General features: G+C 66.4%; 23 protein-coding genes. 10 read left to right on the forward strand and 13 right to left on the reverse strand.

The annotated features are described in order from the left end of the window. Positions 1-114: 114 nt before the first annotated feature. From IP69_RS20345 to IP69_RS20370, 6 genes are all read right to left on the reverse strand, one after another. Positions 115-999 (reverse strand): protein-glutamate O-methyltransferase CheR, encoded by an 885-nt coding sequence (locus tag IP69_RS20345; RefSeq protein ID WP_054144649.1) that lies wholly within the window; start codon positions 997-999, stop codon positions 115-117. After that, on the reverse strand, positions 996-2111 hold the full coding sequence (cheB, locus tag IP69_RS20350) for a chemotaxis-specific protein-glutamate methyltransferase CheB (protein WP_054144650.1): 1116 nt from the start codon (positions 2109-2111) through the stop codon (positions 996-998). Before cheB ends, IP69_RS20345 begins: the two co-directional genes overlap by 4 nt. A 91-nt stretch (positions 2112-2202) precedes the next feature. Next, positions 2203-2568 (reverse strand): response regulator, encoded by a 366-nt coding sequence (locus IP69_RS20355; RefSeq protein WP_054144651.1) that lies wholly within the window; start codon positions 2566-2568, stop codon positions 2203-2205. 26 nt (positions 2569-2594) lie between these two features. After that, on the reverse strand, positions 2595-3023 hold the full coding sequence (locus tag IP69_RS20360; RefSeq protein WP_248306915.1) for a chemotaxis protein CheW: 429 nt from the start codon (positions 3021-3023) through the stop codon (positions 2595-2597). A 95-nt stretch (positions 3024-3118) separates the two neighbouring features. After that, entirely contained in the window at positions 3119-5752 is a 2634-nt protein-coding gene (locus IP69_RS20365) for a chemotaxis protein CheW (protein ID WP_054144652.1), read from the reverse strand. A 114-nt stretch (positions 5753-5866) separates the two neighbouring features. Continuing rightward, positions 5867-6508 (reverse strand): histidine phosphotransferase ChpT, encoded by a 642-nt coding sequence (locus IP69_RS20370; RefSeq protein WP_054144653.1) that lies wholly within the window; start codon positions 6506-6508, stop codon positions 5867-5869. Between the two features lie 141 nt (positions 6509-6649). Here IP69_RS20370 and IP69_RS20375 point away from each other — a divergent pair, with 141 nt between their 5' ends. Beyond that, a complete protein-coding gene (locus IP69_RS20375; RefSeq protein WP_082359503.1) occupies positions 6650-7513 on the forward strand; it encodes a 3'(2'),5'-bisphosphate nucleotidase CysQ in 864 nt (287 codons plus the stop codon). 18 nt (positions 7514-7531) lie between these two features. On the opposite strand, the gene IP69_RS20380 is transcribed toward IP69_RS20375, so the two are convergent. Next, a complete protein-coding gene (locus IP69_RS20380; RefSeq protein ID WP_156323585.1) occupies positions 7532-8152 on the reverse strand; it encodes a YHS domain-containing (seleno)protein in 621 nt (206 codons plus the stop codon). A gap of 215 nt (positions 8153-8367) precedes the next feature. Here IP69_RS20380 and IP69_RS20385 point away from each other — a divergent pair, with 215 nt between their 5' ends. From IP69_RS20385 to IP69_RS20410, 6 genes are all read left to right on the forward strand, one after another. After that, entirely contained in the window at positions 8368-8958 is a 591-nt protein-coding gene (locus IP69_RS20385; protein ID WP_054144656.1) for a DUF1134 domain-containing protein, read from the forward strand. Positions 8959-9104: 146 nt separating this feature from the next. Continuing rightward, complete coding sequence (locus tag IP69_RS20390; protein ID WP_156323586.1) at positions 9105-10379, forward strand: hypothetical protein; 1275 nt, start codon at positions 9105-9107, stop codon at positions 10377-10379. A 105-nt stretch (positions 10380-10484) separates the two neighbouring features. Next, a complete protein-coding gene (locus IP69_RS20395) occupies positions 10485-11429 on the forward strand; it encodes a sugar kinase (protein WP_054144658.1) in 945 nt (314 codons plus the stop codon). Further along, the gene (locus tag IP69_RS20400) at positions 11429-12289 is read left to right on the forward strand and encodes a TIGR01459 family HAD-type hydrolase (protein ID WP_054144659.1); all 861 of its coding nucleotides are present in this window, start codon (positions 11429-11431) and stop codon (positions 12287-12289) included. The genes IP69_RS20395 and IP69_RS20400 overlap by 1 nt, the downstream gene beginning before the upstream one ends. A gap of 82 nt (positions 12290-12371) precedes the next feature. Next, positions 12372-12695 carry a type II toxin-antitoxin system RelE/ParE family toxin gene (locus IP69_RS20405; RefSeq protein WP_054144660.1) on the forward strand — a complete coding sequence of 108 codons (324 nt, stop codon included), beginning with the start codon at positions 12372-12374 and terminating at the stop codon, positions 12693-12695. Further along, positions 12692-12973, forward strand: a complete 282-nt coding sequence (locus IP69_RS20410; RefSeq protein WP_054144661.1) for an XRE family transcriptional regulator — start codon at positions 12692-12694, stop codon at positions 12971-12973. Before IP69_RS20405 ends, IP69_RS20410 begins: the two co-directional genes overlap by 4 nt. A gap of 18 nt (positions 12974-12991) precedes the next feature. Here the strand turns inward: IP69_RS20410 and IP69_RS20415 are convergent, their stop codons facing one another. Beyond that, positions 12992-15361, reverse strand: a complete 2370-nt coding sequence (locus tag IP69_RS20415; RefSeq protein ID WP_248306916.1) for a YfhO family protein — start codon at positions 15359-15361, stop codon at positions 12992-12994. A gap of 71 nt (positions 15362-15432) precedes the next feature. Continuing rightward, on the reverse strand, positions 15433-16560 hold the full coding sequence (gene ribA / locus IP69_RS20420) for a GTP cyclohydrolase II RibA (protein WP_054144662.1): 1128 nt from the start codon (positions 16558-16560) through the stop codon (positions 15433-15435). 283 nt (positions 16561-16843) lie between these two features. On the opposite strand from ribA, the gene IP69_RS20425 reads away from it, so the two are divergent. Further along, a complete protein-coding gene (locus tag IP69_RS20425) occupies positions 16844-17422 on the forward strand; it encodes a cytochrome b/b6 domain-containing protein (protein ID WP_054144685.1) in 579 nt (192 codons plus the stop codon). On the opposite strand, the gene IP69_RS20430 is transcribed toward IP69_RS20425, so the two are convergent. From IP69_RS20430 to IP69_RS20445, 4 genes are all read right to left on the reverse strand, one after another. After that, positions 17419-18258, reverse strand: coding sequence for a class I SAM-dependent methyltransferase (locus IP69_RS20430; RefSeq protein WP_054144663.1), 840 nt, complete (start codon positions 18256-18258; stop codon positions 17419-17421). The genes IP69_RS20425 and IP69_RS20430 overlap by 4 nt on opposite strands. Continuing rightward, on the reverse strand, positions 18258-19322 hold the full coding sequence (locus IP69_RS20435) for a glycosyltransferase family 4 protein (protein ID WP_054144664.1): 1065 nt from the start codon (positions 19320-19322) through the stop codon (positions 18258-18260). Before IP69_RS20435 ends, IP69_RS20430 begins: the two co-directional genes overlap by 1 nt. Then, positions 19319-19720, reverse strand: coding sequence for a 6-carboxytetrahydropterin synthase (locus IP69_RS20440; protein WP_054144665.1), 402 nt, complete (start codon positions 19718-19720; stop codon positions 19319-19321). Before IP69_RS20440 ends, IP69_RS20435 begins: the two co-directional genes overlap by 4 nt. 68 nt (positions 19721-19788) lie before the next feature. Then, positions 19789-20811, reverse strand: a complete 1023-nt coding sequence (locus IP69_RS20445; protein ID WP_248306917.1) for a zinc-binding alcohol dehydrogenase — start codon at positions 20809-20811, stop codon at positions 19789-19791. A gap of 51 nt (positions 20812-20862) precedes the next feature. On the opposite strand from IP69_RS20445, the gene mdoH reads away from it, so the two are divergent. Both mdoH and IP69_RS20455 read left to right on the forward strand, forming a co-directional pair. After that, complete coding sequence (gene mdoH / locus IP69_RS20450) at positions 20863-22713, forward strand: glucans biosynthesis glucosyltransferase MdoH (protein ID WP_248306918.1); 1851 nt, start codon at positions 20863-20865, stop codon at positions 22711-22713. Next, on the forward strand, positions 22710-23471 hold the full coding sequence (locus IP69_RS20455; protein WP_054144666.1) for an FkbM family methyltransferase: 762 nt from the start codon (positions 22710-22712) through the stop codon (positions 23469-23471). Before mdoH ends, IP69_RS20455 begins: the two co-directional genes overlap by 4 nt. Positions 23472-23473 lie beyond the last annotated feature (2 nt).

Raw genomic sequence — 23473 nt, forward strand, 5'->3', positions numbered from 1 at the left:
CCCGCCGCGAGGCGGGGTTTTTGTTTGCGCTACGTCCTTGATGTGGGCAGGAACGTCCTTGATATGGGCAAGGCGGCGTAGCCGCATCGCTGGTGCGAAAAGACCCCGCGATCGTCAGAACCGGCCGACGCCGCGCGCGCGAACCGGCTCGATCGGCAGGCAGATCGAGGCAGCCTGGGCATGCTTGGAGTGCTGGTCGCGGTAAAGCCCGCGATGCTGCCTGTCGGGAACGATCGCCGTCGAGATGCCGATCACGGTCTCCGCTGCGCCGAGGATGACGACACCTTCCGGTGCCAGGCGCGCCGACACGGCGCCAAGGACCCTCGCCTTGGTGGGAAGATCGAAATAAATCAGGACGTTGCGGCAGAAGATCACGTCGAAGTGGCCGAGATGGCCGGCCGGTTCGAGCAGATTGTGCTGCTTCAGTTCGACCATGGCCCGAAGCCGCTCCGTGACCTGCCACTTCTCGCCATCCTGCTGGAAATGCCGCAGCAGCATCTGAATCGGCAGTCCGCGTTGGACCTCGAACTGGCTGTAGATGCCGGTGCGCGCACGCTCGATTACGTCGCCGGAAATATCGGTGCCGATGATGGCGATCTTCCAGCCGGCAAGCTGGCCGGCCATGTCGTCGAGAATCATCGCCAGGGAATAGGCTTCCTGGCCCGTCGAGACCGCGGCGCACCAGATCCGCAGCGAACGCGTGGCGGCATTGGCTGCCAGCTTCTCGGGCAGAATGACGTTCCGGAACAGATCGAACGGCGTCTGGTCGCGGAAAAACAGGGTCTCGTTGGTCGTCATCGCTTCGATGACGGCGCTTTCGAGCGCGCTATCGCTTCCGGGGCGCAGACGCTGGATCAGCGTGGCCAGCCCGTCGATGCCGCGCCGCCGGCACAGAATGCCAAGCCTGCTCTCAGCGAGATAGCGCTTTTCCGGGCTCAGCGAGAGGCCCGAACGCTGTTGCAGCAGCAGCCGCAGAAAATTGAAATCGGCCTCGGTCACGACGGTTGACCGGAACGCATGAGATTGCGGATTGACAGGCCGATCTCGTCGAGCGGGATCACGACACTGGCTTGCTGGGCGCGCACGACCGAGCCGGGCATGCCCCAGATCGTGCTGCTTTGCTCGTCCTGAGCGATGATGGCGGCGCCGGCCCGGCGAAGCGCGGCTGCACCGTCGGTTCCATCCGCCCCCATGCCAGTCAGGATCAGGCCGAGCGCGGCGGGCCCGAGATGGCGGGCCGCATCGTTGAACAGCACATCGACGGCTGGACGGCAGAAGCGGACCGGGGGACTGTCGCTGATGCTGGCCGTGATATGGCCGAGCCTGCGGTCGATGCCGAGATGGCGGCCGCCCGGCGCGACGTAGATCGTGCCGCGCGCCAGCCGTTCGCCGTCAAAGGGCTCGCGTGCCGGAATGCCGATATAGCCGGCGATCTGTTCGGCGAAGGAGGCCGTGAAGAGAGGCGGCATGTGCTGGACGACGATCGTCGTCAGATCCCGCAGGCCTTCGCCGATGTCGAACAGAACCTTGGCGACCGCACGCGGGCCGCCGGTGGATGCGCCGATGACGAGATAGCGCGGAAGGACCGAAACAAGCTGGCGCAGGTTGGCGGGGCCGACAGGGGTGAAGTCGACATCCATGTCGAGCGGCAAGGAGCCCGTCCGTGCCCGCGTCTGCGCGATATTGCCAAGCTTAAGCAGGAACTCGCTGCGGAAATCGAGCGACAGGGTCAGACCGTTGCGGCTTTCGGGCTTGGAGACGACATCCATCGCCCCTTTGGTCATGCACTCCAGCGCGATACGGGTGTTGCGCTCGGTCAGCGTGGTTGCCAGCAGGACACCGGTATGGGGGCTCTCCTTGAGGATCTGGGGCAGCGCTGTTGCGCCGTCGACGCCGGGCATGTCGAGGTCGAGCACCATGACATCCGGCTTGAAGCGCCCCGCATGGGCGACCGCGGTTTCGCCGTCACCCGCCACGGCCACCAGATGGAACTGTCCGCTTTCCCCAAGCCAACGCGCGAAGAGGCCCCGCACGACAACCGAATCGTCGGCGATCACGACCGTCTTGTGCCTCGGGACGCCGAAGGCGCCGGACGGGGTGGATCTGCTCATGCGTCACATGTTCCGCTGCGCCGGCCGTCCTGCTTGGTCGCTGCGACGGGCCGCCCCCAAAACCTCGGGTCGCGGCGCGTCGCTGCCGGGTTCAAAGCAAGCCGACCTGATGAAACTTCGAGGCCACGATTTCCTTGTCGAAGGGCTTCATGATGTACTCGTCGGCGCCGGCATGCATCGCGCGCGCGATATGGGCGATATCGTTTTCAGTGGTGCAAAAGACGACCTTGGGGCGCTTGCCGCCCGGCATCTGGCGCAAGGCGCGCAGGAAGTCGTAGCCGTCCATGATCGGCATGTTCCAGTCGAGCAGAACCGCATCGGGCATCTCGCCCTTGCAGGAGTCGATGGCACGTGCGCCGTCCTCGGCTTCCGCGATGCGGAACTGGAGGCCTTCGAGAATGCGCCGCGCGACCTTTCGGATCACGGCGGAATCATCGACGACAAGACAATACTTCATGGCAGTCTCCAGATTGGCGCCGCCCCTCAGGCCGCAGCAGCCAGCTCGATTGCAAGGATGGCGTTGACGTCGAGGACGACGAGCAGCCGGTCTTCAAGCCGATGCACGCCCGTGGCGAGCGCGGCCCAGTTCCGGTCCAGATGGACGGGTGTGGGTTCGAAGGTCGAATGGTCGAGCCGCATCACTTCGCCGACGGCGTCGACGATCAGGGCATAGGCTTCACCTTGGTGGTCGATGCCGACGGCCACCAGCTCGGTCTTGCCTTCGCGGTCCTGTCTGGGAATAGCTGTTCGTCCCAGCCGCCTGCGCAGGCAGATCGCGGTCACGATGCGGCCGCGCAGGTTCATCAAGCCGATGATCTCGCTCGGTGCGCGCGGCACGAGAGTGATGCGGTTGGTGATGAACACATCATGCACGCGTCCGATGGGCAGCCCCAGCATCTGGTCGCCGATCATCACAGTGACGTAGTCGAGCGAATCATAGGTAGCGACGGGGGCCTCGACCGTCAGGCGTCGATCGGTCTGATGCAGCGCGTCTTTGTGATGATAGTTCATGCCGCCTCCCGGATGCCGGCGCGGCGCTCGGCCAGTTCGCCAAGCAGGGCGCGCCGATCGAATTTCGCCACGACCCCGTCGAGCCGAGCCCGCTCGGCGCGCATGTGAAGGTCTGGCGTCACCAGCGTCGTCATGCCGATCACGCGCAGATGGTCGCCGGCTGGGGCGGACCGCAAGGCGGTGACAAAATCGAAGGCACCTTGGATATCGCCGTCGAGATCGACAAGGACGGTCGTGATCGCCGCGTCGGATAGGTGCTGGCGCGCTGCCTCGAAACCGGAAGCGACGGCGACGTTGTGGCCGGATGCCTTGAGCACTGGGGTCAGCATATCGCGCAGGAAGGCGGACGGTTCGACCAGCAGAATTCGCGCGGTGGCGGAGGTTTCGGTTGGCGCCGATCCGGCTCGGTGCCAGCCGCGTTCCTGCAACGGCAGGTAATGGGCGAGGTCGATGATATCGGTCGCGCGGCCGCGGATCATGGCCGAGCCGACGATGCCGCGGTTCTCGTCATTGGCCATCTGGATGTCGAGAATCTCATCGACGATGTCGATGATCGCGTCGACGGCAAGCGCGATGGTCATCGCGCCGTCGGAGACGATCACCAGCGGCTGCAGTCCTTCGGCGCGCAACTGCGTTTCGCCGACCAAGACGACCGGAATAAGCCGGTCGCGGTAGTGCAATAATGTGCGGCCGCTGCCATGCTCGAACTTTGTGGCGTCCACTTCCTCGAGGCGGGTCACCAGCGACAGCGGAACCGCGCGAATCCCGTCCTGGCCTGTCTTGAAGACAAGCATGGTCGTCTTCTCGGCAGCTGCCGCAACGATGGCAGCCTTGTCATCGCCATCGAACGCGTTGCCCGTGCCGGCCGCGCCGACCAGGCTGGCGACGCCGTTCGGATCGATGATGAGCACGACGGCGCCGTCACCGAGGATGGTGTTGCCGGAGAAGATCGGGATGTGCCGAAGCTTGCTCGACATCGGCTTGACGACGATTTCCTCGGTGTGAAAGACGCTGTCCACGAGGATGCCGAAAAGCCGTTCTCCGATCTGGGCCACGACGATGAAGCCGTCGTCGAAGGAAGGCTCTGCCGTCCCCATCAAGCCGGAAAGCGCAATCACCGGCAGAAGGCGGCCGCGTAGCCGCAGGATCGGGGCGCCGTTGATGTCCTCGATACGATGATCGGCTCCCGATTTCACCCGGACGAGTTCGCGCACGACGATCTGGGGGATGGCGTAGCGTTGTTCACCCGCGACGACGATCAAGGCTGCGACGATCGCCAGGGTCAGCGGGATCTTGATGGTGATGGTGGTGCCGAAGCCGGGCTTGCTGACGACGTCGATGAGGCCGCCGATGGCATCGACATTGACCTTGACCACATCCATGCCGACGCCGCGCCCGGAGATCGCGGTGATGTTGTCGGCCGTCGAGAACCCCGGATGAAAGATGAAGCGATTGACCTGCGCATCGGTCATGCGCTCGATCTCGGCTTCGGTGGCGAGGCCCCTCTGCAGGGCCTTGCGACGGATTCGTTCGAGGTCGAGGCCGCGCCCGTCATCGGCCACGGCGATCGTCACGGAGCCGCCCTCATGGTAGGCGGCGAGCCGGATCGTGCCGTGATCGGTCTTGCCGGCGGCCCGGCGCTCCGCCGGCAGTTCGATGCCATGGTCGGCGCAATTGCGCACCATGTGTATCAGCGGATCCTTGACGAGATCGAGGATCTGCCGGTCGAGTTCGGTGTCGGCGCCTTCAGTGACCAGTTCGATGCGCTTGCCAAGCTCGGCGCCGAGATCGCGCACGATGCGGGGCAGCTTCGACCAGGCGTTGCCGATCGGCTGCATCCGCGTCTTCATGATGCCGTCCTGCAACTCGGCCGTGATCAGCGAGAGACGCTGAAGCGGTGCTTTCAGGCCGGTGTCGTCCTGCTGGCGCGAGATTTCGAGCAGCTGGTTTCGCGTCAGCACCAGTTCGGACACCATCGTCATCAGATGCTCGATGGTATCGACATTGACACGCAGCGTCGCCGGGCCCGCGGCGCGGCTTTCGCGTGAAGGAGCTTCGTCGCCGGCCTGCGCTTCCTCAAGGGGCTGGATGCGCCCGTCCTTGCCGCGCTGGGGCCCCGGGGCGCTGCGGAACACCAGGTCGAGCCCATCCTCGATCGGCGCCTGGACGCTTTGCGCTGTATGACGGGCAAGATAGGCCGCGACGGGATCGGCGCCGTCGACAAGCCGCGGCTGCTTCTGCCCGAGCTCCGACTTCGCGTGTTCGGCGAGGCTGGCGAGCTCCCGGATCAGGTTTTCGTCATTGCCGAGGGGTTCTTCACCCTTTTCGGAGAGTTCGGTGAGGATGTCCTTCACGCGATCGATCGTCTCGAGCACGGCGGTCACGGCAATCGCGCTGACCGTCGCACCATCACGAAACTGCCCGATCAATGATTCCGCGGCATGGGTCAGGGCCTCCAGGCGGGGCAGGCCGATAAATCCGCAGGTGCCTTTGACGGTATGGACCAGTCTGAAAATATTGCCCAGGATATCGCGGTTATTGGGTTCCTGCTCGAAGCGCACGAGTTCCCGATCGACGGTGTCGAGATTTTCGCCCGTCTCGGTCAGGAACTCTTGCAGCAAGTCGTCCATGCAGGGGACCAACACTCAACGCGACACCACACTCCCTGCATTGAAGCATCAGAAGGGTTTATGATGAGTTGAGATTACGAAGAAAGCTGCCACGTTTTTGACGGCTTTACTGTTTTACGCTGCCTTGCCGGCAGTGATGGTCACGGTGTCGGCCTCGATCGCGAAGGTGATGGCCATTCCCGCCGCGCGCGCGATCATCCCGGTGTAAAGCGGCTGCACGGCGTGGGCATCGATCGTTCCCGTCTCGGAACGCCCAGCCAGCAATTCCTCGACATGGGCCGGGATGCGCGCATGCGAACCCGTGGCAGTGATCACGAAAGAACCCTGTTCGCCTTCGATCGTGGCGCGCGACACGAGCTTGCCGCCGCGCGGAACCGCCTGCGCGGCCAGCACCAGCAGGTTCAGCAGCAGCTTGACCTGGTTTTTTGGCAGCAGCGCGCGCGGGGCCTCCCAGTCAAGCGAGAGTTTCTCGTCGTTGAGGAAGCCATTGGCGACATTGCCGGCGTCGCCGAGATCGATCATCGCGCCGGCCGAGCCGGATGCGCCGAAGGCAAGCCTGGCAAATTGCAGGCGCGCAGAGGCGTTGCGGGCACTCTTCTTGATCAGTTCGAGCGCGAAATCGCGCATCGAGGGATCGTCCTCCTCCAAAACCTCCAGCGCGTTGACAATGGCGCCGACCGGGGAGATCACGTCATGGCAGACGCGGCTGCAAAGAAGCGCGGCCAGGTCGAGCGGCTCGAGTGAAATGGCGGTCATGGGGATATGTCCTGGGGTCATTGCTGCGCGGCGCCGGGGGCGGACGGGACGCCGATTTCATGAGATATGGTGCCATCCTGGTTGTCATGTGGTTAAGCCCTTTCACGGCAGCGGGCAGCAAAGGGCGCGCGAGAGTTGACCATGGACCCGCATAGAGCCGAGACGCCGGTTGGTTTGGACGATCCGCGTCTGGCGGATCGAAACGATCTGGCCCTCAGGCTGGTCGAAGCGGCGAGGCTGAGTGGCGCTGTGCTGCTGGCGATGCGCTCTGCGCGCGATGTCAAGATCAAGCCTGACGGCTCACCGGTCTGTTCAGCCGATATGGCTGCCGACCGGACCGCGAAACAAGCGCTGGCGCGCCTGCTGCCAGGCATTCCGGTCATCAGCGAGGAAAGCGCGGCGGAGGTCGCGCCGGGGCCGGTTTTCATCCTGCTCGATCCGCTGGACGGCACACGCGAATTCCTGGCGGGCGGCGACAGCTACTGCGTTGCCATCGCCGTGATCTGTGGTGACCGGCCTGTGGCGGGAGCGATTGCCGCGCCGGCCAGCGGACGGTCATGGTTTGCAGGCGAAACGGCGTTCGCGCAGGCGATGGGGTCCGATGGGGCAACGTCGGGGGAAGCTCGTGCGATCAGCGTGCGCGCCATGCCGGCAGCGGGGGCGACGACACTCGTCAGTCGCTTCCATGGCGATGCCTTGAGCGATCATGTCGCAACCGCGATGGGATCGACCGCGACGCTGCCGATGTCCTCTGCCGTCAAATTTGGCCTGATTGCAGCCGGCGAAGCCGATCTGCATGTGCGGGGTGGACAGACGATGGAGTGGGACACTGCCGCCGGCGACGCCATTCTCTGCGCGGCTGGCGGCATCATTCTGACGCTCGAAGGCGTCGTGCCACGTTATGGCCGGATCGACCGGCATTTTTGCAATCCCCCTTTCATCGCAGCTGCGAGCGAGGATTTGTGCAGGCGAGCCGTGGCGGCGGCCGGAATGCTGCGCGGCTGATGGCAGTCCTGCCGCGGCTCAGCGGGCGATGCTTCGCGCGACCTTGTTCCAGTTGCCGTCGGCCATCTGCAGCAAGGCCGAATTCTCGACGAAGTTCAGCCGATTCTCGGGCGTGCGGAACAGGAACAGGCGCGTGCCGATGATAGCGAACTGGCGCGGGTCGGTCTCGACTGCACGGCCCAGCGCAACCCCGGAGGCATCGAAACCCTCAAAAGCAGGCGCGTAGATCTCGGGCGCATCGCGAAACGCTTCCAGGTTGGCGGCCGAGGTGAAGCGCCAGACCGCGCCCTCATGGACGATCTCATAAGCAGGATCGCCGGCAACGGCGCGCCGTTGAAGCCGGTATGCCACCGGATCATAACCGTGCAAAGCCAGCCCCGAGCGCGTGTCGCGCTGGCTGAACATGTTCACGGAAGGCAATTCCGGCAGTCCGGCCGGCAGACCGGCGGTGCCAGCGAGAGCCGGCGCCTGCACCATCGGCCATGCCAAGGCGGCCAGCACGCTCACGCGGCAGGCAACGCTCAGCGCCCGAGCGGCCATGGAATTCCGATGCTGCCTTGATCCAACCTTCATCGCGGGCAAATCCTGATTTTCACGAGCTTCGACCGGGGCCTGCTTTGCCCAAGCCGCGATCTTCACAGGTTGGATACGCTTTCGAGGGTATCAAACTGTTTACGGAAATGGTTCGCATTGCCCTGAATCACGCCTGACGTTGGGAATTGACCGATGAACCGGCGCCCACCTCGTCTTGACGGCCGGTCGGCGCCCTCCCTTGCTGCCCGCCGTTTTCTCGAGGTCGGGGCGCCCGGGGCGAGCGACAGCGTGACGAAGCCCCTACCCGGAGATCGCATCTCATGACCCATACTCGCCGCAGCCTGATCAAGGGCAGCCTCGCGCTGGCCGGTGCCGGCCTGGCCTCGCTGGCCAGTCCCGCGCTCGCCCAGCAAACCTACAGCGAAAGCCGCTCGTTCTCGCAGAACGAACTCGTCAACTCGGGACATCAGTTCTTCGGCAATGTCTCGCGCGGATTGGCGCTGACTGTCGAGGAGGCGGTGCGTCGCTGGGGCGAGCCGAATGGCTATGTGCTCGGGCAGGAGGCGGCCGGCGCCTTCGTTGGCGGGCTGCGCTATGGCGAGGGCACGCTGTTCACGCGCAATGCCGGAGACCGGAAAGTGTTCTGGCAGGGTCCTTCGGTCGGGTTCGATTTCGGCGGCGAAGGCTCGCGCACGATGATGCTGGTGTACGGCCTGCCGACCGTCGAGTCGCTGTATCAGCGCTTTGCCGGGGTCGATGGCTCGGCCTATTTCATCGGCGGCTTCGGCTTCACGGCGCTGGCGGGGGAAGGCGTCACCATCGTCCCGATCCGGACCGGCGTGGGCTGGCGGCTGGGCGTCAATCTTGGCTATCTCAAGTTTACCCCGCAGGCGACGTGGAACCCTTTCTAAGCCTCTGGACTTTTGGCAAGCACGGAGCGGAAACACCGTCGCCGTGCCGCAAGGCAAGCGACAGGACACCGTCTTCGCGAAACAGATTTCCGGTTTGCGGCGGCTTGCATTAGCCTGCTGTGTCCTTTGATGTGGAGCCGCTTGCCTTGATCGAAGCTGTCATGCTCGTCGCGCTCGGCTTCCTCAGCGCCAGCTTGCTGGCGTTGGCGGCTGTTCCGGCGCTCGCGCGGCGGGCCGACCGGCTGGCGCGCAAGCGCGCGGAGGCGGCTTTTCCGCTGTCGCTTGCCGAGATCGCAGCCGATCGCGACCATCTGCGCGCCGAGTTGGCCCTGCGCGCCCGCACGCTCGAGCAGGAGGCCGAAAGGGGCTTTGCCGCCAAGGCCGGCGCGATGCAGGATCTCGGCCGGCGCGACATGAAGATCGGCCAGCTCGAAGGTGTCCTCCGAGAGCGCGACGTCAGCATAGCCGGCCTGCGAGGGGATCTCGAAACGACCCGTGGCGAGCTGGCGCAGACACTGGCCGCGCTCGCTAGCGAAACCGCGACACTCGTCGAGACCACCGCGACCCTCGACAAGCGTATCGCCGATCTCGCCAGCGTCGAACGCGATCTCGCGGAGACGCGGGCGTCCCTGACCGGCACAGGCGCCGATCTTGTGGCTCGCGAAACGGAACTGGCCGGCGAGCGCGAGACACTCGGCCGCAGTCAGGCGTTGCTCGCCGAGCGCGAGGGCGAACTCCTGCGGCTGCGCCAGGATCACGATCAGCTGCGCGTGGCGCAGGTCGAGGACCGCACAAAGATCATGGTGCTCGAAGGCAAGGCCCGCGATCTCGCCGATCGACTGGCCGCGAGCGAGCAGGGCTTTGCCGAAAGTCAGGCGGCGCTGGCGGCGATGGTCGTGGACCGTGACAGCGAACGGCTGCGGGGCGATGCTCTGGCGGCGCGGGCCGAGCAGGCGGAAGCTGGGCTCGCCGCCGCCGATGCGCGCGCCGGGGCGGCAGGGTCGGAGGCCTTGCGGATCCAGGCGCGGCTGGCGCAGGAAGAGCAGGCGCGTGGCGCCGAGATCGAGACGAGGCAGGCGATGGCGGAAGAACTGGCCCGGCTGCAAGCGACGCTCGACACGCAGAAGGGCCGTTTCGAGCAGGAGACGGCCGGGCTGCGCGAGGATCTGCGGGCGCGCGACGCGCAGCTCGAAGCCGTGCATGCCGAAGTCCAGACGCTGAAAGGCGCACTGGAGCAGTCGCGCGCCGAGCGGGCCAAGCTCAAGCGCGAACTGGCGATGAGCCAAAAGGCTGGTGCTCGTAACGCAGAGGCATCCGCAGCGACGCCGGACCCGCAAGCGAATGCCGCCTTGCGCCGGGAGATCATGGCGGTTGCCGAGCGATTGATGAACCTGCCGCCCCAGCAGGAAGCGGCTGAATAGCGCGGCTGTCGTCGAAAGCGGCTTTCATTCGGGCGCGATCATGCATTAGGAAAGCGCGCGGAACAGACGTTCCGCCCTGTGCCCAGCCCGAGATGGTCTTCCCCCGTGACTGACACCCGCTTCGACCTTCTCTGCATCGGCGAGCCGCTCTGCGAATTCAACGCCACTCGCGCCGAGACCGGCGCCTTCCAGTTCGGCCATGGCGGCGACACCTCGAACTGCGCCATCGCAGCTTCGCGCCAGGGCGCGAAGACGGCCTATCTCGGTGCGCTCGGCGACGACATGGCGGGCCGCTCAATCCGCGATCTCTGGCGCTGCGAAGGTGTCGACGACAGCCATGTCACGACCCATCAAAGCGCGCCGACCGGGCTTTATTTCGTCGATCACGGCCCGTCGGGCCATGTCTTCTCCTATCTTCGCGCCGGCTCGGCCGCGAGCCTGATGGGCCCGCGCGACATGCCCCGCGACCTCATCGCCTCCGCGCGCATCGTGCAGGCGTCGGGCATCAGCCAGGCGATTTCCGCGTCTGCCTGCGATGCGGTCTTCGAGGCCTTTGCGATCGCGCGCGAGGCGGGCGTGACCACCGCCTACGACACCAATCTGCGCCTCAAGCTCTGGCCGCTGACGCGGGCGAAGGCGATCATCAACGCCGCCTGCGGCATGGCCGACATCGTGCTGCCGGGCTATGACGATGCGACCCAGCTTACCGGCTTGAGCGATGCCGACGCCATCGCCGATTTCTATCTGCGGCTGGGCGCGAAAATCGTCGCGCTGACGCTCGGCCATGAGGGCTCGCTGGTGGCGACGCCGGAGCGCCGCGAGCGGCTGGTGCCGATCAAGGTGGACGCCATCGACGCCACCGGCGCCGGCGACTGTTATGACGGGGCTTTCCTCGCCGAATATATCCGCACCGGTGATGCTTTTGCCGCCGGCGCCTACGCCAACGTCGCAGCAGCCCTCTCGACACAGGGGTTCGGTGCGGTGGCGCCCCTGCCGCGCCGCGCCGATGTCGAGGCGCGGATGGCGCTTGAAGCGAAGAAAGCAAACTGATGGCCGTCAAGGTTCTGGAAACGGCGGGCGCGCTGCTCGCCCGTTACGACGTGCTGATCAGCGATGTCTGGGGCGTGGTGCATGACGGCGTCTGGGCGCTGCCGCCGGCCTGCGCGGCGCTGACGCATTTCCGCGAGCATGGCGGCGCGGTGGTGCTGCTCTCGAATGCGCCGAGCCCTTCCGAACAGGTCGCTGACCTTCTCGACAAGAAGCGTGTGCCGCGCAGCGCCTGGGACCGGATGATCACCTCGGGCGACGTCACCCGCGCGCTGATCGCCGAGAGCCATCACCGCAGGATCTTCCATATCGGCTGGCAGAGCGACCGGGCTGTCTTTGCGGGCGCCGATGTCGAACTGGTCTCTGAAGGTGAGGCCGATCTCGTCGTCGCGACCGAGTTGAACGACTACCGCACCGAAAAGCCGGAGCAGTACCGGCCGCTGCTGGAGCGCTTCGCGGCGCGAGGCCTGCCCTTCATCTGCGGCAATCCCGATCTCGTCGTCCATGTCGGGCATGATCTTCTGCCCTGCGCCGGTTCGCTCGCCCTGATCTATGAGGAACTCGGCGGCAGCGTCGCCTATGCCGGCAAGCCCTATCGCCCTGCCTATGAACTCGCACTGGAGGCAGCGCGCAGCGCGCGCGGCGGCCATCCGGTCGATCCCGCCAAGGTGCTGGTGATCGGCGACGCGGTCCGCACAGACCTCGCCGGCGCCCGGCTGATGGGCTTCGACAGCCTGTTCATCGCCGGCGGCATCCACCGTGACGAGACGATGCGCGATGGGGTGGTCGATCCGGCTGGGGTGGAGGCTGTTCTGGCGGGGCACCCGGTGAAGCCGGTCGCGGCGATGGCGGCGCTGGGGTAGGGGCGGCGGCCACTACTGGCGATGCCGTAACCGAGCAACTTCGATCTCGACAAAATGTATCGATATCGATACATTTCGCATCATGAAGCCGATCGAGTGGCTCGGAAGCAGCAGAGCGGATGTCTGCGCGTTTCCTGAGGATGCGCGGATCGACGCCGGTTGGCAGCTCGAACTCGTTCAGCGCGGCGACGATCCTGACGACTGGAAGCCCATACAGAGCGTGGCGCCAGGTGTCAGGGAAATCCGGATTCGGGAGGCATCGGGCGCCTTCCGCGTCATCTATCTGGCGACGTTCGAGGACCGCGTTCTGGTGCTTCACGCATTCCAAAAGAAGACGCAGGCCACAGCCAAGAAAGACCTCGATCTGGCAGCCCTGCGGCTAAAACGATGGAAGGCAGAGCGATGAACGCGGACATCTCTGAGAGCGTCTGGGACGCCCTGGCCGATACCCAGCAGGAGGCGGCCAATCTGAAGGCCCGTTCGGCACTGCTCTACGCCATCCGCCAGGCGGTCCAGCGTTGGGAGCTGCCTCAGGAAGAGGCTGCCAAGCGACTCGGCCTGACTCGGCCGCGAACCAGTGACCTGCTGCGCGGGAAGCTCGCCAAATTCTCGCTCGACGCGCTCGTGAATATCGCCGCATCGGCGCATCTGGAGATTGAAATCCGGGTGAAAGACGCGGCTTAGCGTCGAAAGCCTGCACCGTCAGCTCCGCTCAGCTCGCAAACGCTTCCCGACATCCTGAAACAGCCCCCGGAATGGCCGGAATACGAAGCGCACCGTCGAGCGGCCCGGGGGGACGGCGACGGCCCGGAACAGGACGTTGGCGCGCAGGATTTCGGCGGGGGCGCCGTCGATCTCGACTTGCCACCAGGGGTGCCAGACATCGTTGAGTACGACATAACCACCCTGCGGAGCCTCGACCCGAAGTGTCACTTCGGTGGTGCCGTAATCGGTGATGCGGACGCTGCCGGCCGGGCTCTGGCCGGGGGGGCGCGCGCCCGGCGGTAGGGGTGGCAGGGCCCGGTCCAGCAGCACGCTCCGGCGCGGGTCGAAGCCTGCGGGCCACTGGCCGGTGGCGAGGATCGCGTCGAAATCGGCGGTCTCGGCTTTCGTCACCAGCAGCACGCGGGGAAGCGCGCGCGGATTTTCGTAGACATAGGCATCGGGCGTGCGAGCGATTTGGGTCAGATCGCCGGGCTTCAGGATCTTGTCGATCTGCTCGACGGGGACGCCCGTGGCGATGAAGCGCAGGCCGAGCATGTCGGCGAGCAGCGAGCGGTAACCCGGCATCAGAGGTGAGAAGCTGCGCTGGTCGGGTAGGGCGACATGGTCGCCGGCGCCGGTCGCCTTGCTGTAGAGGCCTAGCCGCAGCGGGTTGTAGCCGAGCGTGTTGTCGAGCTGGTGAACCAGGCTGGCATTGGGCCAATGGAAGCCGATGCCGGCGAGTTCGATGCGGTCGCGCCGGTCGGGTCCCGCGGTGCGGGCGGTCTCGCGCTTCAGCAGTGCGATCGTCTCGTTGGTGCTGTCCGCGCGCAGCACGTCATAGTCCTGCGAGGGCAGGGCGGTCGATTCACTGGGGCCGTTGTTGACCGAGAGGTCGATGGTCAGCGTCGCCGCCAGCACGATCGCCGCCGCCACACCCGCTCCACGCTGCGCAAAGCCGCGTGCGGCGACGAGCGCGCCGACGGCCAGCACGCCGCAGAGAAGCGCGGTGACCAGCGGCACGGCCGCCACCGACAGTCGCCCGACCGTCCAGGCCAGCCAGAGCGCCAGCCCGAGGGCGCCGACGAAGATCGCGACTTCCAGCGCGCGCTGCGAGGGCCGGGCGCGGGGGGCCGTGTCGGTCATGACCAAATGGGTGAGATAGCCGCCAAGCAGGGCCAGCAGCGCGCCGAGGATGAAGAGCGCGTCAGCGGGGCGGCGGTAGAAGGACACACCCGGCAGTTCGAACAGCAACCGAAAGCCCGGGGTGAAACGCCCGAGCGCGAAGATCAGCACGAGCAGCGCGGCGACGCTCAGCGCGACGATTTCGCGCCGCAGCAGCGCGCCTCTGACGACGCCGATCGTCAGGATCAGCCCCATCGGGATCAAGCCAAGATAGAGCTGGCTCATATTGCGGGCGAGGTAGAGATCCTGCGGGCCGAAGCGCGCCTCGAAGGCGGGGCTCGGGGCGCCCCAGAAATTCTCCAGCGGGCCGGCGGCGCCAAAGAGATTGGCGAAGAGCCCGGTGAGCAGGGCGGCGGGGTGCAGCGAGCCCTTGCCGGCGCCGATCAGGTCGATCGCCGGGCGGTTGGAGCCTTCAGCGAGGATCGCGGTGAGCAGGATCGGCACAGTCGCCACCAGCACCGCGCCGAGCCCGCCCGCCAGCAGCGGCAGGAAGGCCGTACGCAAGGCCTGCCAAGGGTTGCGGGCCATGGCGATGGCGGCGATCACCAGCCCGGCCAGGACATAGACCCCGAGCAGCGCGACCTGATCGCGCCCCAGCACCATGAATCCGGCGACGACACCCGCAGCGAAGCCATAGGCTATTGAGCTACGATCCAGCGCTCGCGAGATGAGGGCGAGCGCGATCGCGAAATAGCCGAGGCTCAGCACCTGGCCGATATGCTGGATGCGCCAGGCGGCCGCTGCCCCGAAGGCGAAGGCGAGTGCGGCGACGACCGCGCCGGCCGGGTGCCAGTCGCGGTCGCGGAAGATCACGACGAAAGCGAGCGCGCCGGCCAGCAGGGTTCCGAGAACCGCGCCGTCGCCGAGCCTGAAACCCGGAACGGGTTCGAGCGCCGCGATCAGCGCGAAGGGCGGTGAGAAGATCAGCGATTGCGGATCGGCGATCTGCGGCGAGCCCGCGAAAACATAAGGCGTCCAGAAGGGCGAACGGCCGCTGTGCCAGGCTTCCGCGAGGAACTGGAGCTGCGGCTGAAAATGCGCCTTGGCGTCCCAGGGGATCGTAACGACGCCCGAGAGCCAGGGCCAGGACAGCGCGATCCAGCAAAGGACTACGATGACGACCACGCTGGCGAGGGGCCAGCGCGCGACAGGCAAAGCGGGTTGGGAGGCGGGCGGCTGCGACATCAGGCTGCGGTGCCCGAAGTCGGCATGGCGATCAAGCCCTCGCGATCCATGGCGGGCTGCCCCGCCTTGGCTCAATCCTTCGGCGCGGCCCGCGCCATCAGCGCGTCCATGTCGATGGAATGGCCGGCCCGGTCCCGCTTGGAGGCGAGATACCGGACGTTGTGGATATTCGGCCGCCCCAGCACGCGCTGCGTTCCCACGACCTCGACACCTGCGGCCTTGATCGCGCCGACCTTCAGCGGGTTGTTGGTCAGCGCGGTGACACGGCTGACGCCGAGCTGCTTCAGCATCGTCGCGGCGAAGTCGAACTGGCGCTGGTCGAGATCGAAGCCGAGCACCTCGTCGGCGTCATAGGTGTCCCAGCCCTGGCTCTGCAGCTTGTAGGCGCGCATCTTGTTGGAGATGCCGTTGCCGCGACCCTCCTGGTCGAGATAGAGCAGGATTCCGCCCTCATTCTCGGCCATCCACTGCACGGTTTCGCGCAGCTGGTCTCCGCAATCACATTTCAGCGAACCAAACAGATCTCCTGTCAGGCAGGCCGAATGCAGGCGCACCGGCACGGCGCCTGTCAGATCGGGATTGCCGACGATGATCGCGACCTGATCGCGCAGGCCTTCGCCGCCGCGGAAGACAACGAATTCCGTCTCCGAAGCACCTTCGAGCGGCACCGGCGCGCGACCGACGATGGTCAGGGTCGCGGCCTGAGCTGCGCGGTAGCCATTCACCGCATCGATGTCGATTTCGACCAGCGGCTCGCTCGCGATCTGCGCGGGTGAAACCGGGACAATGATCGCAGCCGGCATCACCAGCGACAGCCGGGCGAGTTCGAGCGCGGCACCGTCGATGTCTGACGCCGGGGCGACCGGCGCATCGACCTTGCCGTCGATCTTGAGGGCCAGCATCTCGATGCGCGCCAGATCAAGCGACGGCATTGCCAGGATGCCGGTTTCGGCCCTGGCCTTGGCGCCGAGGCGACGCAGCCGCGCCGCGCTGAGCACCAGATGCGCCTTGCCGCCGCCCAGCGCGTCGAGCGCGCCGACCAGTTCGCCATCGGCGAGTTCAGCCGACAGGGCCAGCGCCAGGCGCTCGCCCGCGCGCAAAAGCACGGGGCGGCCGGAGCGAAATTCCGAAATGGCGCGATCGACCGCCACGAGGCTCGTCTCGAGTGGGCGTCCGAACAGCGTACGCGACTGAAGCATCGGATTGTCCGTCAAATGGGGCGTGGCTTAAAAGCGTCGGCCCGGCGGTGGGTCAGGCAGTTACGGGCATCACGCCAACCTAGATCAGCGCTGCACAGATTTACATCAAACGTGCCTGAGTGAAGGGCAGTTCCATGGCGCATCGATTTCGCACACACTGCTTGGCCATCACGCGAGGACGTGACATGCCGTTTAGGCCGGTCGCATATAAGAGAATGAATTTGAACGCGGGATGAATGTCGAACGAGACAGCGGGTCGCTCGGTCTCGTGAGGGAGCTACGCATGACGCAAGCGCATGACAATCCAGGCCCAGCAACCATTTACACCGCCGTCGCGCGCCATCTGCACTGGATCACCGCCGGTGCGGTTCTGCTCATGGTACCCGCCGGGCTGGCCATGACGTATCGCGGCAATACGCTGAATATCTGGGATGGGCTGACCGATGCGATGTACAGCGCCCACAAGCTGCTCGGGTTCCTCGTGCTCTGGCTGGTCGTCGGACGGCTTGCCTATCGGCTGATCAACGGCGCCCCCCCCGATGAGCCGACGCTGCTCTGGTGGCATAAGGCCGCATCCCATCTGCTGCATTGGCTGCTCTATGGGCTGCTGCTGGTCGTGCCACTGCTGGGCTGGATCGGCATTTCGCTTTACCCGTCACTGAAGATTTTCGGTCTGTTCGAACTGCCGGCGATCACCTCGCCGAACCAGGATCGCGCCGGAACGATCCTCGAAATCCATGGCACGCTGGCCATCGTGATGGCGCTGCTCGCCTGCGCCCATATCGGCGCCGCGCTGTTTCACCATCTGATCCGCAAGGATGGGGTGCTGCGCCGGATGCTGCCGGGGCTCAAGCAGCGCTAAACCGGCCGCGCCCAGAGATCGTGGTGGCCGACGAGGGCGGACGCCGCGTGGCTCTTGGTCGCAAGCCAGTCCGCGATGGTGGCGGCGTCGACCTGGCCGGTTTCGAGAACGGCGTCGGCGATGCCGGTGGCGAGCATCCGGGCCAGTTCGCCGCGCCGCTCGTCGATGCGCCAGGCGCTGTCACCAATCGAGACGGCGAAGCCCGATTTGCGGAACGCCTCGGCCATGACATCCGTCGCCTCCGGGCCGGCTGCCGGGCCGAAGCCCTTGTCGCCGTGCTGGTGATGCTTGAACGCGGCCAGAACCCGCGCATCGGCCGCGTGAGGCGGCTGCCAGACCTCGCGGCCATCATAGGTCAGCACGGTGTAAAGCGGCAGCCTTTGACCTGTCAGCGCCGCAACGAAGCGTTCGAGCCAGCGCTTCGAGGTCAGATCGAACAAAGCGGCGGCCGTCACCAGATCGGGTTGCCAGCCGAGGACCCATTCGAGATCCTTGTTGAGATCTGCCTGGCGGGTATCGACCGTGATCAGATGGTCGCCCTTGGTAAGGACGAGTTCCTCACCCTGCTCGCGCGCCTCGTCGGCCCAGCCGGTCAGTGTCTGCCGGGTGGCTGCGAGCAGGCGTTCGTCGAGATCGACCAGCGTCCAGTGCTGGTGCAAGGGCAGGGCGGCATAGGTGCCGCGCAGGTTCGAGCCGGCGCCGCAGCCGAGGTCGACCACGGACATCGAGTTCCTGCCGGCGAAATGAGCGCCGACAGCACCGAGGACCTGGGGGTTGCGGGCCGCATGATCGGCGGGCTCGCGCAGAGCCAGCCATTCGGGGGAGAAACCGGCCATCAGACTACCTTTCGCCCGGTCTCGGGCAAACATACTTCGGCGACGATCGCCGCCGTCTCGCGCCAGCGTGGCAGCGTGCCAGCGGCCAGCCAGGCCGCATCGGCCATCGCCCGGCGCTGTGCCGGCGCATCAATCAGGCTTGCTATGGCCTTGGCAAGTGCGGTCCCGTCGCCGGGAGGGACTTTCAGCGCGGCCGCGTCGGGTGCTGTCTCGGCGGCAGCGCCGCCGGTGGTGCAGACGATCGGCAGGCCGCGTGCCAGGGCCTCGGTCAGCACCATGCCGTAGCCTTCGAACAGCGAGGGCAAGACGAAGAGATCGGCCGCGCCATAGGCCGATGCCAGCGCCGCATGGTCGACGGCTCCTGCAAGGCTGATGCGGTCGGTGAGACCGGCGGAGGCGATCTGTGCGGTCAGGTCGCGCACCGTGTCCGGCGAGCGGTCAGCCGCGCCGATGATGGTGAGGTGCCAATCCCTGCCGTGCAGCGCCGCAAGCGCCTCGACGAGCAGGTGATAGCCCTTCCGCGGAACGATCGACCCGACGGCGAGAATTTGCAGAGGCCGATCTTCTGGCCCACCGCTGGCTCGCGGGGCTGGATCTACACCGGGGACCGCGACCGTGATGCGGGCTTCCGGGACACCAAACTCCGCGACCAGCAGCCGCTTCGTTGCCGGGCTCGTCGCCACCACGGCGCGGGCGTAGCGCAACGCCGCGGCTTCGCGGGTGAGCAGCCCCGTGGCCGTCTCCACATCGAGTCCGGTCTCTAGCGCCAGCGGATGATGGACCAGCGCGACGACGCGGCCCGCCAAGCCGGCGGCGATGGCTTCGGGAAACGCCCCATAGGCCAGCCCGTCGATCAACAGGACGTCGTCATAGGGTTGCGACAAGATCACGCGCCCTGTCTGAGCGAGATGGTCCTGCGTCGGAAACGGGAAAGAGCCCGGCAGTGCCACATGCCGGGCGTCGATGCCCATATCGCGCCATTCCGCCAGCAGCCTGCGATCATAGCCGTAGCCACCGGTCGGCAGGTCGATGTCGCCGGGGATGGCGAAGGCGATCGTGCTCACGCGAGCGCGCCCTCAAAGCTCGCCCGGGCCAGATCGGTCTCGTGCAGCGTCACGCGGATGCGGGCGAGGCCGGCCCCGTCCTCGCCGAGCGCGCCCGACCTGGCTGCGTCCGCCATGGCATCGAAGATGTATTTGCAGAGGAACTCGGTGGTCGTCAGCACGCCGGCAAATTGCGGCAGGACATCGAGATTCTGGTAGTTCAGGGGCTTCAGCGTCTTGTTGAGGACATCCAGCGCCGCGCCGATATCGACGACGACATTCTGCTTCGTCAACGTCGGCCGGAAGAAGGCGACGTCGACGACGAAGGTCGCGCCATGCATGTTCTGCGCGGGGCCGAAAAACGGATCGGGCAAGGAGTGGCCGATCATGATGCGATCGCGAACTTCGACGGAGAACATGGGCAACGCTCCTGCTGGCCGACGGAGCGGCGGCTGCGTGATGTCTTGGCCAATGCGGCCGGCTGCGGTCAATAGCGCAGCGCGGCTGTCAGGCCATGCCATGAGGGCGCGAGTACCGATGGCAGGCGTGCGGCGGCCTCATCGAAGGGAATGTCTTCCGTGATCAGCGCATCGAGCCTGTCGTCGGCGAGCAGCGCCATGGCCGCGGCCGAACGTCGGGCATAATCCCAGCGCGGGCGGCGCGAGGGCGATATGCCGCCGACCTGGGTCGAGACGAGCTGCAGGCGCTTGGCGTGGAAGGCGCCGCCGAGCGGGGCTGCGATGGTGCCCTCCCCATACCAGCTCAGCTCGACGATGCGGGCCTCAAGGCCGGCGGCGGCGATGGCGGTGGCGAGGCCGGGCGCCGAGGCGCTGGCGTGGAAGACGAGATCAGCCTCGGCGGGCGCGTCTGCCGGCAGGGCGAAGCCGAAGCCGAGCGCCTGCGCTACATTGGCGCGGGCGGGTTCGACATCGACCAGCGTGACCTGCGCGCCCGGAAGCCTTGCCGCCAGCCAGGCGACCAGCAGCCCCAGCACGCCCCCGCCGACCACGACGATGCGGTCCGCCGGGCCGGAGCCGGCATCCCAATGGGCATTGAGCGCGGTTTCCATATTGGCAGCGAGGATGGCGCGACGTGCCGGGACCTCCGTTGGGACGCGGGTCAACCGGTCCACCGAGGCGATGAAGCGGTCCTGGTGCGGGTGAAGGCAGAAGACGGTCTCGCCCATCATCGTTTGTGGGCCTGCCTCCACGACACCGACCGCGCAGTAGCCGTACTTCACCGGAAACGGAAAATCGCCCTTCTGGAAGGGGGCTCGCATACGCTCATATTCGCCCACTGGAACTCGGCCCTCGCAGACCAGGCGCTCGGTGCCGCGGCTGACACCGCTCCACAAAGTGCGGACCAGACAGTCCTCATCGGCGCGCTCCGGAAGCGCTTCGGCGTTCAGGGCGCATTCACGCGGCGCGACATACCAGAGCGCCGTCACGGATGCGCTTGCACTGGACGAAGATGCCGGCTTTAGGTCTTGCGCCGCCAGATCTCGCGTCATGTCCGCATCCTTCTTTCGTTTCGCCTCGCCTGCCTTGCCCCGATGGATCGCATGACAGAGACCACCATGAACCCGCGCCCCGCTCCGACCACGTTCCAGCCGGTGAAGCAAGGGCTCGGCGCGCCTCAGGCGGCGTTCGCGCTACCGGGTCTGACGCCGGCCGGGCTTCAATCCGAGGCGGTTCTGGCGCGGCGGCGCTGGCTCGTGCTGGCCGTCAATCTGGCGACGTTGGCGGCGCTGCTCTACGGGCTCTCGCGGGTGCTGGGGGCAGGCGGCTGGACGGTTGCCGACGGGGCGATCTTCATTGCCTTCCTGTTCGGCGCGCCCTGGACCGTGCTCGGGTTCTGGAACGCGGTGCTCGGGTTCTGGCTGCTGCATGGCGTCGATGACGGGATGGAGCGCGTTGCGCCCTTCGCCGCCGCAGGCGACGTCCCGACGCCGATCGCGATCCGCACCGCCGTCCTGATGACGTTGCGCAACGAGGATCCGGAGCGCGCCTTCCACCGCCTGCGCGTCGTCAAGGACAGCCTCGATGCCACCGGCGAGGGCGGCTGGTTCGATTTCTTCGTGCTGTCGGACAGCGACAATCCGGCGGTTGCGGCCACTGAGGAGGCACTCGCCGCGCAATGGCAGCGCGATGTGGGCGAAGAGGGACGCATCACCTATCGCCGCCGCAGCGACAATGCCGGGTTCAAGGCCGGCAATGTTCGCGATTTCTGCGAGCGCTGGGGCGACCAGTACGAGATCATGCTGCCGCTCGACGCCGACAGCGTGATGGCGGGCGAGGCGATCGTGAAGCTGACGCGGATGATGCAGGCCTATCCGAAGCTCGGCATCCTGCAGAGCCTGGTCGTCGGCATGCCGAGCCAGTCGGCCTTCGCCCGCGTCTTCCAGTTCGGCATGCGCCAGGGCATGCGGCCCTACACCATGGGGTCGGCCTGGTGGATCGGCGATTGCGGCCCGTTCTGGGGGCATAACGCCATGGTTCGGATCGCCCCGTTCCGCGATGGCTGCCATCTGCCGATGCTGCCGGGCGGCGCGCCGCTCGGCGGCGCCGTGATGAGCCATGACCAGGTCGAGGCCACCCTGATGCGTCGCGCCGGATACGAGGTCCGTGTGCTGCCCGTCGAGATGGGCAGCTGGGAGGAAAACCCGCCGACCATGCTGGATTTCGCCAAGCGCGACCTGCGCTGGTGCCTCGGCAATCTGCAATATCTCAAGCTGCTCGATCTCCCGGGCCTGCGACCCATGAGCCGGTTCCAGCTCGTCTGGGCGATCCTGATGTTCCTCGGCCTGCCGGCCTGGACGCTGATGATCGGGCTTTTGCCGCTGAAGGTGATCGAGGATCGCGGGCTTACCGATTATCCGGCCAGCCTGGCAGCTGGGCTCTATATTCTGTTCCTGGCCATGTATCTGTCGCCCAAGCTCGCCGGCTTCGCCGACATCCTGCTGCGCAAGGATGGTATGCGCCAATATGGCGGGGGGCTGCGCTTCGTCGTCTCTGCGGTCATCGAGGTCGGCTTCGCCTTCCTCCAGGGCGCGGTGTCTAGCTTCCGCACGACGCTGTTCATGGGCGGGCTTCTGTTTGGCCGCGTCAAGATCGGCTGGGGCGGGCAGGCGCGCGACGCCCATGCCTTGTCCCTGGCGACGGCCTTCTCGGGACTATGGCCGCATCTTGTCTTCGCCATCTATCTGTTTGGCGCCTTGATCTGGCTTTCGCCTTCCGTGCTGCTCTGGTCGCTGCCGCTGACTGCGGGGTATCTGCTCGCGATCCCCTTCGCCATGGCGACCGCGCTGCCGTCGCTGGGGACGTGGTTTTCGCGCCGCGGCCTCTGCGGCATTCCCGAGGATTTCGATCCCCCCGCCGAACTCGTCTCGTTGCGCCAGGGCCAGCCCGCATGAAGCCTTCGATCTATCGCCCGGGGACGGCCCGGGCGCTGTCGCGATCGCTGCGGGTCTATCATGGCGATCCCAGCCGCAATGCCGCGATGGATGCTCTCTACGGCCGCTTCCTGCGCCCGGGCGATCTCGCCTTCGACATCGGTTCGCATGTCGGCGACCGGATCTCCTCCTTCCGCCGGCTCGGCGCGCGCGTCGTCGCGCTGGAGCCGCAGCCGGGCCCCGCGCGGGTGCTGCGGCTGATCCATGGGCGCGACCCTCTCGTGACGCTGGTCGAGGCCGCCTGTGGCGACAAGGAGGGGCCGGTGACGCTGCGGATCAACAGCGCCAACCCGACCGTTTCGACCGCGTCGACCGCCTTCATCGGGGCCGCGCATGGGTCCGAGGGCTGGCAGGAGCAGGTCTGGGATCATGAGATCGAGGTGCCCGGCACCACGCTCGATGCGCTGATTGCGCAGCATGGCGTCCCGGCCCTGCTCAAGATCGATGTCGAGGGCTTCGAGGCACATGTTCTGGCCGGGCTGACGCGGGCCGTGCCGGCGATCTCCTTCGAGTTCACCACGATCCAGCGCGACGTGGCGGAAGCCTGCCTCGCTTTGCTGGAGAGGCTGGGGCCCTATCGCTTCAACGTCGCGCTGGGCGAAAGTCAGCGGCTGGAACTCGACGAGCCCGTCAGTGCCGAAGCGATGAGCGGCTATCTGCGCGCATTGCCGCATGAGGCGAATTCGGGCGATGTCTATGCGGTGTTGAGTCGGGGATGACC

This window comes from Allobosea sp. AAP35, from assembly GCF_001295925.1.
Classification (GTDB): Bacteria; Pseudomonadota; Alphaproteobacteria; order Rhizobiales; family Beijerinckiaceae; genus Allobosea.

Excerpts from the sequence above, each read along its gene's own strand:
- IP69_RS20385 (WP_054144656.1), top strand. The coding sequence starts at position 8,368 with ATGACCCATACTCGCCGCAGCCTGATCAAGGGCAGCCTCGCGCTGGCC.
- IP69_RS20405 (WP_054144660.1), top strand. The coding sequence starts at position 12,372 with ATGAAGCCGATCGAGTGGCTCGGAAGCAGCAGAGCGGATGTCTGCGCG.
- IP69_RS20355 (WP_054144651.1), bottom strand. The coding sequence starts at position 2,568 with ATGAAGTATTGTCTTGTCGTCGATGATTCCGCCGTGATCCGAAAGGTC.
- IP69_RS20375 (WP_082359503.1), top strand. The coding sequence starts at position 6,650 with ATGGACCCGCATAGAGCCGAGACGCCGGTTGGTTTGGACGATCCGCGT.
- IP69_RS20455 (WP_054144666.1), top strand. The coding sequence starts at position 22,710 with ATGAAGCCTTCGATCTATCGCCCGGGGACGGCCCGGGCGCTGTCGCGA.
- IP69_RS20370 (WP_054144653.1), bottom strand. The coding sequence starts at position 6,508 with ATGACCGCCATTTCACTCGAGCCGCTCGACCTGGCCGCGCTTCTTTGC.
- IP69_RS20445 (WP_248306917.1), bottom strand. The coding sequence starts at position 20,811 with ATGACGCGAGATCTGGCGGCGCAAGACCTAAAGCCGGCATCTTCGTCC.
- IP69_RS20410 (WP_054144661.1), top strand. The coding sequence starts at position 12,692 with ATGAACGCGGACATCTCTGAGAGCGTCTGGGACGCCCTGGCCGATACC.
- mdoH (WP_248306918.1), top strand. The coding sequence starts at position 20,863 with ATGACAGAGACCACCATGAACCCGCGCCCCGCTCCGACCACGTTCCAG.
- IP69_RS20360 (WP_248306915.1), bottom strand. The coding sequence starts at position 3,023 with ATGATCGGCGACCAGATGCTGGGGCTGCCCATCGGACGCGTGCATGAT.
- IP69_RS20430 (WP_054144663.1), bottom strand. The coding sequence starts at position 18,258 with ATGGCCGGTTTCTCCCCCGAATGGCTGGCTCTGCGCGAGCCCGCCGAT.
- ribA (WP_054144662.1), bottom strand. The coding sequence starts at position 16,560 with ATGCTTCAGTCGCGTACGCTGTTCGGACGCCCACTCGAGACGAGCCTC.
- IP69_RS20440 (WP_054144665.1), bottom strand. The coding sequence starts at position 19,720 with ATGTTCTCCGTCGAAGTTCGCGATCGCATCATGATCGGCCACTCCTTG.
- IP69_RS20365 (WP_054144652.1), bottom strand. The coding sequence starts at position 5,752 with ATGGACGACTTGCTGCAAGAGTTCCTGACCGAGACGGGCGAAAATCTC.
- IP69_RS20415 (WP_248306916.1), bottom strand. The coding sequence starts at position 15,361 with ATGTCGCAGCCGCCCGCCTCCCAACCCGCTTTGCCTGTCGCGCGCTGG.
- IP69_RS20425 (WP_054144685.1), top strand. The coding sequence starts at position 16,844 with ATGACGCAAGCGCATGACAATCCAGGCCCAGCAACCATTTACACCGCC.
- IP69_RS20400 (WP_054144659.1), top strand. The coding sequence starts at position 11,429 with ATGGCCGTCAAGGTTCTGGAAACGGCGGGCGCGCTGCTCGCCCGTTAC.
- cheB (WP_054144650.1), bottom strand. The coding sequence starts at position 2,111 with ATGAGCAGATCCACCCCGTCCGGCGCCTTCGGCGTCCCGAGGCACAAG.